This window comes from Actinacidiphila sp. bgisy160, from assembly GCF_965342435.1.
In the GTDB taxonomy this organism is placed as follows: domain Bacteria; phylum Actinomycetota; class Actinomycetes; order Streptomycetales; family Streptomycetaceae; genus Actinacidiphila.
On record NZ_CBDRCM010000003.1, the window covers coordinates 1 to 13,005 of the forward strand.

Annotated in this window: 6 protein-coding genes; 1 reads left to right on the forward strand and 5 read right to left on the reverse strand. The window is 74.0% G+C overall.

Annotated elements, in window-relative coordinates; all coding sequences use genetic code 11:
- The coding region (locus ACRWNP_RS04475) for a bifunctional glycosyltransferase/CDP-glycerol:glycerophosphate glycerophosphotransferase (RefSeq protein ID WP_431959608.1) at positions 1-2,149 on the reverse strand (2,149 nt) is incomplete at its 3' end.
- 24 nt (positions 2,150-2,173) lie between these two features.
- Positions 2,174-5,878, reverse strand: a complete 3,705-nt coding sequence (locus ACRWNP_RS04480; RefSeq protein WP_431959609.1) for a CDP-glycerol glycerophosphotransferase family protein — start codon at positions 5,876-5,878, stop codon at positions 2,174-2,176.
- Positions 5,879-6,016: 138 nt separating this feature from the next.
- On the opposite strand from ACRWNP_RS04480, the gene ACRWNP_RS04485 reads away from it, so the two are divergent.
- Entirely contained in the window at positions 6,017-8,116 is a 2,100-nt protein-coding gene (locus tag ACRWNP_RS04485) for a bifunctional glycosyltransferase/CDP-glycerol:glycerophosphate glycerophosphotransferase (RefSeq protein ID WP_431959610.1), read from the forward strand.
- A gap of 290 nt (positions 8,117-8,406) precedes the next feature.
- Here ACRWNP_RS04485 and ACRWNP_RS04490 read toward each other — a convergent pair whose 3' ends face one another.
- The 3 genes from ACRWNP_RS04490 to ACRWNP_RS04500 all read right to left on the reverse strand — a co-directional run bounded on the left by ACRWNP_RS04490 (position 8,407) and on the right by ACRWNP_RS04500 (position 12,935).
- Positions 8,407-10,620, reverse strand: a complete 2,214-nt coding sequence (locus tag ACRWNP_RS04490) for a bifunctional glycosyltransferase/CDP-glycerol:glycerophosphate glycerophosphotransferase (protein ID WP_431959611.1) — start codon at positions 10,618-10,620, stop codon at positions 8,407-8,409.
- A gap of 120 nt (positions 10,621-10,740) precedes the next feature.
- Positions 10,741-11,661: a carbohydrate ABC transporter permease gene (locus ACRWNP_RS04495; protein WP_431959612.1), complete on the reverse strand. Its 921-nt coding sequence runs from the start codon at positions 11,659-11,661 to the stop codon at positions 10,741-10,743.
- The gene (locus ACRWNP_RS04500; protein ID WP_431959613.1) at positions 11,658-12,935 is read right to left on the reverse strand and encodes a carbohydrate ABC transporter permease; all 1,278 of its coding nucleotides are present in this window, start codon (positions 12,933-12,935) and stop codon (positions 11,658-11,660) included. Before ACRWNP_RS04500 ends, ACRWNP_RS04495 begins: the two co-directional genes overlap by 4 nt.
- Positions 12,936-13,005: the final 70 nt, after the last annotated feature.

Below are 13,005 nucleotides of genomic sequence, written 5' to 3' on the forward strand. Positions count from 1 at the left end.
AGAGCCGCCGCACGACGCGCTCGGCGGCCCGGCCGTCGTCGAAGGCGCAGAAGCGCCGGCGGAACGCCTCGCGCAGGACGGCCGCCTCCGGGCTGTTCCAGGCGCCGTCGCGAAAGACCGCGATCAGCTCGTCGTCGCTGGTGGAGACCGCGCCGGGGGTCTCGCCGGGCGCGCCGGACAGCAGGTCGAAGTAGACGCCGCGGCTGGCCCGGTAGACCGGCCAGTCGTCGGCGTGGACGACGATGGGCCGGTCGAGGAGCGCGTAGTCGAACATGATCGACGAGTAGTCGGTGACGAGGGCGTCGGCGGCCAGGCACAGCTGTTCGACCGACGGGTGCCGGGAAACGTCCACCAGCAGGCCCTCGTCGTGCAGCGCCTTCAGCCGGGGGTCCTCGCCGTGGAAGTAGTGGATGCGGGTCAGCAGGACGAAGTCCTCGCCGAGCGCCCGGCACACTCGTTCCACGTCCAGCCGCGGCACGAAGTTGCGCTGGTAGTCGCGGGTCGTCGGCGCGTACAGGACCGCGGTGCGGCCGGGGGCGATGCCCAGGGCCGTGCGGGCGCGGGCGACCTCGGCGGCGCCGGCGGTCAGGAAGACGTCGTTGCGCGGGTAGCCGGACTCCAGGTGCTGCCAGGAGGAGGGGTAGACGCGCTCCCAGATCTCGCTGGAGTGCGGGTTGGAGGACAGGCTGTAGTCCCAGCGGTCCACCCGCTCCAGCAGGCGGCGGAAGCTCATGCCCTTGGCCGAGGCGGGGTAGCGCTGCTGGTCGATGCCCATCTTCTTCAGCGGGGTGCCGTGGTGGGTCTGCAGATGGATACTGCCGGGCCGCTTGCGGATGTCGTTGGGGAAGTTGACGTTGCTGATCAGGTACGTGGCCCGGGCCATCAACCGCCAGTAGCGCCGGGTGCGCGGCACGACGTAGTCCACGCCCTTGGGCACCCGGGGTACGTCGGACTTGCGGACCAGCCACACCCCGTGGATGCCCGGGGCGATCTCGCGCGCCTTGTGGTAGATCGCGGCCGGGTTGCAGAACACACCGCGGTCCCAGTACGCCGAGTACACCGCGAGGCCGGGGTCGAGCGGTCGCCGCAGGTGGTAGGCGTACAGGGCGGCCTTGGCCCGCTGTGCGACCTGCCGGCGCAGCCGCCGCCTGCGCCGGGACAGCTCCTTGCGGGCCCCGCGCGCAACGTCGCCCAGCCGGGCAAGCAGCCAGCTGCCGCGGGCCAGCCGCCGGCAGCCGGCGGCCTTGTCCGCTGGCGGCACGAACCCCTCCGGGACGTGGCGGGCGTACCAGCGGGCCGCGAGCCGGAAGAACTCGCCGCGCAGCCGCGGCGGGATCCGGCCGGGGTTGCCGAGGCAGAACAGGAGGTGGCTGACGGCCCGCTCGAACAGCATCGGCCGCAGTGGTGCGAGGTGCTCGCGGCCGGGCGCGTCGAGGAAGTCGAAGAGCCGGGTGTACTGGTCGAGGATGACGAAGTGGTTGCGGCCGGGGCTGCGGGTGCTGGCACCGCTGCGCCGCTGCCGGTACTCCAGCACCACCCGCGCCAGACAGGAGATCCGCTCGGCGCTGAGCATCGTGACGTAGGAGAGGAGGGCGTCCTCGTAGATGCCGTCGCTGAAGGAGAAACCGTGCCCCCGGTAGAAGGCGCGGCGGTAGACCCGGTTGGAGGTCATCGCGAACAGCCGCAGGAACTCGGGGCGTTCGGTGATCCGGAAGACCTCGGTGCCGGCCGAGGCGAGCAGCTCCCCGAAGACGCTCTTCTCGGCGGCCTCCCACCAGTAGGTGCGCACGTGGTCGAAGTAGAGGATGTCCGGGTCCCCGTCCTGCTTCAGCCGCTCCGCGACCGCCTCCAGGGAACCGGGGGCCAGGGTGTCGTCGCCGTCGAGGAAGAGCAGGTAGTCGCCGGTGGCCCGCTCGGCACCGGTGTTGCGGGCCCGCCCCACGCCCAGGTTCTCCTCGTGGTGCAGCGCGATCACCCGGGAGTCGCGGGCCGCGTACTCGTCGAGGATGCGGCCGCAGTGGTCCGGCGAACGGTCGTCGACCGCGATCACCTCGAGGTCGGGCAGTGACTGCGACAGCACCGAGTCGAGGCAGGCGCGCAGATAGCCCTGCACCCTGTGGACCGGGACGATGACGGAGAAGCGGGGCATGTGGATCCTGGGTTCCCTCAGGGGTCAGTGACGGTCGGGTTCGAGCAGCCGGTCGACGGCTCGGGCCGCCGCGCCGCCGTCGTCGAGGTGGCAGAAGGTCGCCCGGAAGTGCGCGTACGCGTCGGCGCTGTGCCGGACCACGGTGCCCAGGTCGCGCAGCGCGCCGGCCAGTTCGGCGGTGGACTGCAGCAGCGGGCCCGGGGCCTGGGCCTCGAAGTCGGGGTAGAAGCCACGCAGGGTGTCGCGGAAGTGCTCCAGGTCGGGGACGAGGAAGAGCATAGGGCGTCCGGTGTTGGCGAAGTCGGCCGCCGGTGACGCGTAGTCGGTGACCAGGACGTCGGCGATGAGCAGCAGCTCCGCCACGTCCGGGTGGCAGGACACGTCGCGCACGAACCCGGAGCGCGGGGTGCGGACGCGGTCGGCGACCAGGGGGTGGGAGCGGAAGAGCAGCACGTGGTCGGCGCCCAGGGCGCGTTCGGCCTCCGCCAGGTCCAGGTGGGGCGACATGCGGTAGTGCTCGGCGTCGTACGCCAGGTCATCGCGGCGTGTGGGCGCGTAGAGCACGACGGTGCGGTCCCCCGGGATCCGCAGCCGGTCGCGCAGCGCGGCGGCGACCTTGTCGCGGTCGTCGGCGAAGAGCACGTCCGTGCGGGGCAGTCCCGTCTCGGCGACCGGTCCGTCGTAGCCGAGCGCGGCGCGCAGCAGCGGGGTGCTGTACGCGTTCGGCGACAGCAGCAGGCTCCACTGGGCGCCCGGGTCGCGCGGCGGGCGGGGCAGGTGCACCAGGTCCGCGCACAGGGTCCCGGCGAGGTCCCGGCCGGTGCGCTTGAGGGGCGTGCCGTGCCAGGTCTGCAGCACGGTCTGGTCCGGGCGGCGTGTGAACCACGGCGGCAGGTGGGTGTTGGTGACGACGTAGCGGCAGCGGGCGAGCGCCTCGTACCAGGCGGCGCTGTGCAGCACGACCGGCCGCGCGGTCGCCGGCGGGGGAGCCTGGCCGTCCCTGACCACCCACAGGTGCTCCAGGCCGTCGGCCGCGCGGCGGCGCAGCAACTCCTCGTGGACGGCGCGCGGAGAGTCGCCGTACGCCCGTCCGTCGAAGGCGCTGTAGAGCACCGCCTCGCGGCGCGGCAGGGCGCGGGTGCGAGGGTGGTGGCTCTCGCGCAGCACCCGCTGCCGGTACGGGCCGCGCTGCGGCTCCGGCACGGTGGGCCGGGCGTCGAGGAACAGCCGGTCGTGGAAGCGCCGGTCGACGGAGAAGGACTTGCCGCCCGCCTCCGCCGCCATCGGCAGCGCCTCGAACACCCCGGGCGCGACCCGTACCGGAGCTTCCGCGCCGGCCCCGTCGCGCAGGTGCAGGTACCAGCGGCCGGCGGGCAGCGGGACGGTGCCGGCGAGGGACTCCAGCGTGCCGGGGCGCAGGGTGGCGGTGAAACGGCGCCCCTCGTACGGGCCCGGCCCCGCGGCGTCCTCCGGCCCCGGCGACGCCCCCTCCGGCCCCGGCGGCAACGGCAGGATGGCGCTTGACGGCGACGGGAAGCCGGGCCGGCGTCCCGGCGGACCGTCGGACTGGACCGGGACGGCGTGCTCCACGCGGTGCGTGCCGTGGCGCAGCACCAGTTCGGCCGGACCGGGGGCGGAGCCGGGCGCGAGGCGGCCCGCCACGACCAGGGCACCCTCGGCGGTCCAGCCGATGGCGTCGGCCACCGGCTGCGGGGTGCGGTCGCGCAGCACCAGCTTCCCCGAGGCCTTCGCCTCGACCAGCAACCGCCGCGGTGTCCCGCCGAGGCGGGGGTCGGTGCCCAGGTCGTAGTGCCCGGCGGGCAGCGCGCCGTCCAGGTGGACGGGGTCGGCGTGCCCGGGGCTCAGCAGCGCCACGTCCCAGCTGTCGGTGTCCTCGGGGCGGATCTCCTTGGGCCCGGCGTCCAGCGCCGACCGGGCGGCCGCCAGGTCGGCGAGGGGCACGCGGGCCCGGCGGCCGCCGTCGTCCGCCTCCCCCCGCGCCACGGGCTCCAGCGGGTACTCCAGCACGGTGGGCGTCGCGGAGTGCGTCAGCCGCACCCGCGTCGCCTGCGGCGCGCCCGTGAAGTCCAGTTCCACCGCGGCGCCGTCGCCGGTCGCCCGGTGCCCGGTCAGCCGCCGCACCTCCGGCTCCACCGACAGGTGCAGCCGCCCCCGCCGGTAGTACGGCACCAGTCGCATGCCGCCGCCGGCCGCGTACGACGGCGGGGACGCCCCCGAGCCCGCGTCCGCGGCCCGCAGGGCCGCCCTGCGGATGACCCCCTTCGCCGCGACGATCACCCCGAGCCGCCAGTGGCCGGCCCGCGGTTCGCCCTGGCGGCGGCCGGTGGTCAGCCGCGCCGGGTCGATCGTGATCTCGAAGCCCGACCAGTCGTAGCAGTGTTCCTCCTGGCGCGAGTTGAGGGTCGCGACGGGCTCCTGCCGGACCCTGACCGGCAGCAGCACCACCTTGGACCGGCGGCCGTGGCCATGGACGGCGACGGCGGTGATGTGCGCGGCGCCCTTGCGGTCCGCGTCGATGTTGCGCAGGTAGGCGTAGCCGCGCAGGACGAGCCGTCCGTTCTCCCGCACCACCTCGCGCACCCGAGCCCGGACCGGGAAGTCCGAGCGCCGCAGCCGGGCGGCCGAGGCCGGCAGGGCGATCCGGCCGCCGTCGGCGCCGCGCAGCACCGCCCGCTTGCGCAGCGGCGGGCCGGTGACGCCGAAGCCGGCGGAGTTGCGCTGCTCATGGTCGAGCACCGCCAGCAGGTCGTCGAGGCGGTCCTTGACGATCAGGTGCCACTTGATGCGCAGCCCCGCGGGCAGCTCAGGGAAGAGGGTGGGGTCGACCCGGGTGAGCCAGTCGCGGCAGCGTTCCATGAAGACCCGCCGGTACTCGGGGCCGGCCATCGGCAGGGCGTCGATGAAGTACAGCAGGTCGTCGGTGAGGACCGAGCGGTCGTAGGCCCGTTTGAAGGAGGTCCAGCGGGTGCGGGCCGGGTCGCCGAGGAAGCGGCTGACGTGGTCGACGGCGGCGATCCGGTCGCGCACGCCCTTGACGTCGGTGCGGCGCCGCGTGATGGAGCCCTCGCGGATCCGCCAGTAGTACACATGCTCGTGGGCCACGTCGACGGCGTCGGCGAGGAAGTGCGCGGGGATGGTCAGCGGGGTGTCCTCGTAGAGCACGCCCTCGGGGAAGGCGAGGTGGTGGCGCTCCCAGAAGGAGCGGCGGAAGACCTTGTTCCAGGCGACCCGGTCCGACAGCAGGCTCAGGTCCCGGGTGATGTGGGTGCCGGTGACGGTGCGGGTCATGTCCCGGTGCTGCCAGGCCTGGCTGCGGCCGTCTGCGGTCAGCCGCCACACGTTGCCGGTCGCGAAGTCCGAGCCCGACCCGTCCAGCAGCCCCACCAGGTTCTGGTAGGCGCGCGGCGGGAGGATGTCGTCGCTGTCCAGGAAGCACAGGTACTCGGTGCGCGGGTCGGCGTGGCGGGTGCCGGTGTTGCGGGCGTGGCCGAGGCCGCCGTTGTCCTGCCGTACCAGGCGGAAGCGCGGGTCGCGGTCGGCGAAGTCCTGGGCGATCTCCGGGCTGGAGTCGGTGGAGCCGTCGTCGACCATGACCACGTCGAGGGCGTCGAAGGTCTGCGCGGCCACCGAGCGAAGGCACTCCTCCAGCCAGCTCTCGACGTTGTGGACCGGAACGACGACAGTGAGGCGGGGCGTGCGCGACACCATGGTGACGTGGCCCTTTCCGGAACGAGGGCGACAGGGGGACGAGGGGTTCAACTCGTGACCGCCTTCTCGGTCACCTCGCCTGCGCCTTTCGGGTGATCCACCGGGCGCCGGGGTCCAGTCCTGCTTACGCTCGGCCCTATGCCTCGGTTCAGCGTGATCGTCCCGGTATGGAAGGTCCAGGGCTACGTCCGTGCGTGCCTGGAGTCGGTGCTCGGGCAGCGGTACGCGGACCTGGAGCTCATCGCGGTCGACGACTGCTCGCCCGACGGATCGGCCGCCGTCGTCGACGAGGTCGCCGCCGCAGACTCCAGAGTGCTCCCGCTCAGGCAGCCCCGCAACGGCGGCGCGGGCCCGGCCCGGGACGCGGGGGCGGCCCGCGCCAGCGGCGACTACCTGCTCTTCCTCGACGCCGACGACCTCCTCGCGCCCGGCGCCCTGGCCGCCCTGGACGCACGGCTGCGGTCCACCGGCGACCCGGAGGTGCTGCTCTTCGACCACGAGGAGCTCGACGTGTGGGAGCACCGCGCGGAGAGCGAGGACGGTCCCTTCCTGCACGCCGCCGCCCTCGCCGGGCACGCCGTCTTCCGGGCCACCGAGCGCCCCGAGTGCCTGACCGTCCTGCCCGCCGCCTGGAACCGGGTGGTGCGGCGCGACTACTGGGGCGGGTTCGGCTTCGGTGCCGGGCCGTACGAGGACGTCCCGGTGGCCTACGAGATGCTGCTCGCCGCCCCGCGCATCGCCTGCCTGGACCGGGTCTGCGTCACCTGGCGCAGGCGCCGCCACGGCAGCTTCTCCAGCACGCCTGGCCCGCAGCACCTCGCCCTGGCCGACCGGTACGACTCCCTGCTGGCCCGGCACGACCTGCCGGTGCTGCGCGCCGAGCGGGACCGGCGGCTGCGTGCCGTCCTGGACGACCCCGGGCGGCTGCGCCCGCAGGACCGCGCCGCCTTCTTCCGCCGCGCCGGGCTGCCCGGCACCTTCGCCGCCCACCGTGCCGCGGAGCTGCGTGCCCGGGCCGCCCACCGGCTGCGCGTACGCCGCAACGCCGCCGCCCGCGAGGTGTACCGCCGCTGGTACGCCCTGGAACGCCGCCGCCCGCTCGACGACGAGCTGGTGGTCTACGCCGCGTACTGGAACCGGGGGGTGCTGTGCAGTCCCGCGGCGATCTACCACAAGGCCCGCGAGCTCGCCCCGCACCTGCACGGGGTGTGGGTGGTACGGCGCGACGGGCGGGACGCCGTCCCCGAGGGCGCCGACTCGGTGGAGGTGAACTCCCGCCGCTACTGGGAGCTGCTGGCCCGCGCCCGCTTCCTGGTCAACAACGCCAACTTCACCGGCGAGGTCGTCAAGCGCCCCGGCCAGGTCTACCTGCAGACCCACCACGGCACCCCCCTCAAGCACATGGGCATGGACCTGCGCGCCCACCCGGCGGTGGCCAGGGGCATGAGCTTCCGCCGCCTGCTGGAGCACGCCGACCAGTGGGACTACTCGCTGTCGGCCAACCCCCACTCCAGCGAGATCTGGGAGCGGGTCTACCCCGGCGGCTACCTGACGCTGCCCACCGGCTACCCCCGCAACGACGCCTACTTCACCGCCGGCGCCGACGACGTGCGGCGGATCCGGGCCCGGCTGGGCGTCCCGGACGGGGTCAGGGCGATCCTGTACGCCCCCACGCACCGCGACTACCAGCGGGAATTCGTCCCGCAGCTGGACCTGGCACGGCTGTGCCGGGCGCTGGGGCGGGAGTACGTGGTGCTGGTCCGCGCGCACTACTTCTACCCGGGAGCCGCCCCCGCGGCGCTGCCGGAGGGGGCGCTGGACGTCTCCGCGCACACGCCGCTGGAGGAGCTGTGCCTGGCCTCCGACGCGCTGCTCACCGACTACTCGTCACTGATGTTCGACTACGCCGGCCTGGACCGCCCGATCGTGGTCCACGCCGCCGACTGGGAGGTCTACCGGGCCGCCCGCGGGGTCTACTTCGACCTGGTCTCCGGGCGCCCCGGCGAGACCCCGGGCGTGGTCGCCCGCGACGAGGCCGCGGTCGCCACCGCCTTCCGCTCCGGCACCTGGGCCTCGCCCGAGGCCGCCGAACTGCGGGCGGCCTTCCGGGCCCGCTTCTGCCCCTGGGACGACGGGCGGGCGTCCGAGCGTGTCGTACGGCGCGTGCTGCTGGGCGAGCCGGATCTGCTTCCCGTCCTCAAGCCGGACGAGCGCACCCCGGCGCCGCCGCCCGGGTGAGCCCCGGCGCCACGGGGAGCGCCGTCCTCCACCCGGTGGGCCGCGACTCGGCGCCGGGGTCGAGGAGGATCCGTCGCGGGCCCGAAGCGGCGCCCGTGCGGCGGGCCTGGTGCCCCGTCCGCACGCTGCGGAGTGATGCGGAGCCCGGGGGCGCCGAGGTCCGTGCCTCACCCGCCGGGCGCACACCGCCGGCCGAGGTCGCGGGCACGGTGTCCGGGCGGCGCGCTCCGGACGAGATCGCCTCATGCCCCCGGGCACCGGCCCGGTGACGCCGGGCCGTGCCCGTGCGGCTACGGGCGTGCCGCCGGGGCCGGGGTGCGGCGCTCCGGTGGGAGGACGGCGGGCTGCCCGCCGTCCTCGCCGAGGAAGACCCGCCGTACGACCCGCTCGGCGGCACGGCCGTCGTCGTACGGGCAGAAGCGGGCCCGGAACGCGGCCCGCAACTGGGCCGAACGGGGACCGCGCCAGGTGTCCGTGGTGAGGATGGACAGGAGTTCGTCCTCGTTTCGGGCGACCGGCCCGGGGGCCTCGGCGGTGATGTCGAAGTAGGTGCCGCGCGCGGCCCGGTAGGCCGTCCAGTCCTCGGCGTGGACCACGATCGGGCGGTCGAGGGCCGCGTAGTCGAACATCAGGGGGGAGTAGTCGGTCACCAGGGCGTCCGCGGCCAGGCACAGCTCCTGGGGCGAGGGATGGGCGGAGACGTCCAGCACGGTGTCGGGCAGCCCCTCGGGCAGCGTGGCCGCGCCGCGGTGACCGTCCGGCGCGCGGTACAGGACCACGCGGCCGGGGCCGAGTTCGCGGGCCAGCCGGACCAGGTCGACGGGCGGGTGGAAGCCGCGCCGGTAGTCGCGGTGCGCGGGCGCGTACAGGATCGCGGTGGACTCCGGCGGGATGCCGAGTCCGGCGCGGATCCGGCGCACGTCGTCGGCGTCGGCGCGCAGCAGGATGTCGTTGCCGGGCCGGCCGTGCTCCAGGGTGGTGTAGCCGGCCGGGTAGGCCCGTTCCCAGACCACCGTCGAGTGCGGGTTGGCGGACAGGCAGAAGTCCCAGCGGTCGGTGTGGGCGAGCATCCGGGCGAAGTCCCGGCCCGCCGAGGCGGCCGGGTGCCCCTGGACGTCCAGGCCCATGCGGCCGAGCGGGGTGCCCTGGTGGGTGTGGAGGTTCACCTGGCCGCGCCGTTTGCGGTAGGCGTGCGGGAAGTTGACGTCGTTGACCAGGTAGGTGGCGCGCGCCAGCGCCGTCCAGTAGGCGGGCGAGCCGGGCTGGAGCCGGCGAACGCCGCGCGGCAGGGTGCGCGCGTTCGCCGGGGTCGTGATCCACGCGGTGCGGATGTGCGGGGCCAGCTCGCGGACGGCGGCCTCCAGGGCGGCGGGGTCGCCGCCGTACCCGGCGTAGCGGCCGGCCGCGAAGACGGCCAGGTCCGGGTCGAGGGGCCGGTGCCGCTGGATCCGGTAGTGCAGCCGCAGGGCCGCCTCCCGGGCCGCCCGGGAGGTGTCCTTCGCGAGCCGCCGCAGCTTCCTGCGCAGCGCGTTGACGGTGCGTACGGCGTCGAAGACCTGCCGCGCGCCGAGCCGTACGAGCAGCCGCCGGGTGGCGCCGGGGACGCCGTGCGCGCGCGGGCCGGGCTCCTGCGGGCGGTAGCGGCGGAAGTGGACGCCGCAGCGCTGGAAGTAGACGCCCCGGGCCGAGCGGGGCAGCCGGCCGGGGGTGTTGTAGACCGCCAGCAGGTGGTCGGTCATCCGGCTGAAGAGGGCCGGCCGCCAGCCGTCGAGGGCGGGATTGCGGTCGAGGAAGGCGAAGACCCGGTCGTACTGGTCGAAGACGTCGAAGTGCCGGCTGCTGGTGGTGCGCAGGATGCTGCCCCGGCGGCGCTGGCGGTAGTGCACGCAGACCCGGTCGAGCACCGCGATGCTGCGGGCGGCCAGCAGCAGGGGGTAGGTCCAGGGGACGTCCTCGTACCAGCCGGGCGGGAAGGCGAGGCCCCGGCGCTGGACGAAGTCCCGCTTGTACGCCTTGTTCCAGGCGACCGGCAGCAGCCGCAGCAGTTCGGGGCGGTCGTCGAGGGGCCCGGCGGGGCGTCCGTCCTGGGCGAGCAGCGGAGCGCGCTGGTTGCGCACGACGCGGCCGTCCCAGTAGGTGCGGGCGTAGTCGTAGACCAGCACGTCCGGTTCGGCGGTCTCCTTCAGGCGGTCGGCGACGGCCTGCAGGGAGCCGGGGGCGAGGACGTCGTCGCTGTCGAGGAAGAGCAGGTAGTCGCCGGTGGCCCGGGCCGTCCCGGCGTTGCGGGCCGGGCCGAGGCCCACGTTCTCCTTCAGGTGCAGGACGGTCACCCGGCGGTCGCGGGCCGCGAAGGCGTCGAGGATGGCACCGCACGCGTCGGGGGAGCGGTCGTCGACGGCGATCACCTCGAAGTCCGAGAAGCTCTGGCCGAGCACGGACTCCAGGCACTCGTGCAGGTAGGCCTGCACCTTGTGGGCGGGCACGATGACGCTGAACCGGGGCAAGGCAGCACATCCGTAATGTCGGCTTACGCGGCGTATGCCCGTTATATCCCGGGCATGCGCCGCGTACGGCGACCCGTCCGGCGACGGAGTGTTGCCCCTGACCTGCGGTGCTTCACGGGGCTACTTCACGGCGCCCGCCATGACACCGGAGACGAACTGGCGCTGGAAGGCGAAGAAGACGACGAGCGGGACCACCATCGACACGAAGGCCCCCGGTGCCAGGACGTCGATGTTGTTGCCGAACTGCCGGACCTGCTGCTGCAGGGCGACCGTGATCGGCTGCGAGCCGGTGTTGGAGAAGATCAGCGCCACCAGCATGTCGTTCCACACCCACAGGAACTGGAAGATGCCCAGCGAGGCGATCGCCGGGCCGCCCAGGGGCATGATCACGGTGGCGAACAGCCGCAGCTCGCCCGCGCCGTCCAGCCGTGCCGCCTCCAGCAGTTCCCGCGGGATCTCCGCGAAGAAGTTGCGCAGCAGGAAGACGGCGAACGGCAGGCCGAAGCCGACGTGGAAGAGCACCACGCCGATGATGTCGCCGAAGATCCCGATCTGGCCGAACAGCTTCGCCACCGGGATGAGCGCGATCTGCACCGGCACCACCAGCAGCCCCACCACCACGAGGAACAGCCAGTCCCGCCCCGGGAACTCCATCCAGGCGAAGGCGTAGCCCGCCAGCGCCCCGATCACCACCACCAGCAGCGTGGCGGGCACCGTGATCAGTGCGGTGTTGACCAGCGAGGAGGTGACGGTGTCGTTGCCGAGCAGTTCCCGGTAGTTGGTGACGGTCAGCTGCGAGGGCGTGGTGAAGACCTTCCACCAGCCGGAGCCGGCGATGTCCACCGGACCCCGGAAGGAGGAGATCAGCAACCCCACGGTCGGCATCAGCCAGAACAGGGCCACCAGCACGAGGAACACCCGCAGCACCCCGCCGCCGGTGCGGGCCGCGACCCGCGAGGCGAAGGACTGCCGGACGGCGGCCGCGGTGGCCCGCGCCCGCGCCGGGCCCGCCGGTTCCGCTGTGCCTGCGACGGTCGTCATCGTCGGGCCTCCCTGCGCAGTCGGCGGATGTTGAAGACCATGACCGGGACGACGAGCAGCAGCAGGATCACACCGATCGCGCTGCCCACGCCCTGGTCGTTGCCGGCCCCGAAGGACGACAGATACAGCTGCAGGGCCAGTACGTTGGCCTCGTCCTTCGAGGTGTCGGGCGCGATGATGTAGACCAGGTCGAAGATCTTCATCACGTTGATCATCAGGGTCACGACGACCACGACCAGCACCGGTGCCAGCAGCGGCACGGTGATCCTGCGGAAGACCTGCCACTCGCCCGCGCCGTCGATGCGCGCCGCCTCCATCAGCTCCCGCGGCACCCCGGCCAGGCCCGCCGCGATGAGCACCATCGCGAAGCCCGCCCACATCCACAGGTAGGCCCCGATGATGGCGGGCGTCACCAGGGTGGGGCCGAGCCAGTCGACGCCGTTGTAGGGCTCCGCGAAGTTCGAGGCGGGCAGCCGCAACTGTGCCCCGGCCGCCGAGGCGGGCAGCGCGAAGGTGCCGTCCGTGCCGGAGGTGGCGGAGGCCACCACCCGCCCGTCCCGCACGGCCTCGACCTTCACGCCCTCCAGCGCCTTCTCACCGGCGTCGATCACCCCGGGCCTGCCGCCGCCGCCCGGTTTGAAGTCCAGCCACACGGTGCCGGTCACCCCCGGCCCGGCGGCGGCCTGCCGGGCCTGCGCGGTGTCCGCGGGCAGCTTCGCCGCGGGGATGCCGATCAGCGGCAGCCCGACAGCCGTCCCCTCCCCGGCGGCGTCCCGCGTGGTGAACGAGCCGCCGCCCGAGGCGGCCAGCGAGCCGTCCGGCCGCGGCCGGGCCCCCGGGTACGCCGAGGACTCGGCGAAGGTGTCGTGGACACCGACCACGACCGCGTTGGCCGCGCCGCGCGCCGGGTCCTGCTCGTACACCAGACGGAAGATGATCCCGGCGGCCAGCATCGAGACGGCCATCGGCATGAAGACGACCAGCTTGAAGGCGGTGCCCCAGCTCACCCGCTCGGTGAGCACCGCGAAGATCAGCCCGAGGGCCGTGGCCAGCACCGGCGCCACGACCACCCAGATCGCGGTGTTCCGCAGCGCCGTCAGGGTGCTGTCGTCGCCGAAGACCGCGGCGTAGTTGTGCAGGCCGACGAAATCCGAGCCGGCCTTGTCGAACAGGCTGCGCCAGGTGGTGTAGCCGATGGGGTACACCACCAGCGCGCCCAGCAGCACCAGCGCGGGCAGCAGGAACAGTCCCGCCACCCAGCGCCTGGTGCCCATGACGCTCCTGCCGCGGGCGGGGGGCGCGCCGCCGGGAGCGGCCGGCCCCTTCGCCGTGGCCGCCGTCGCC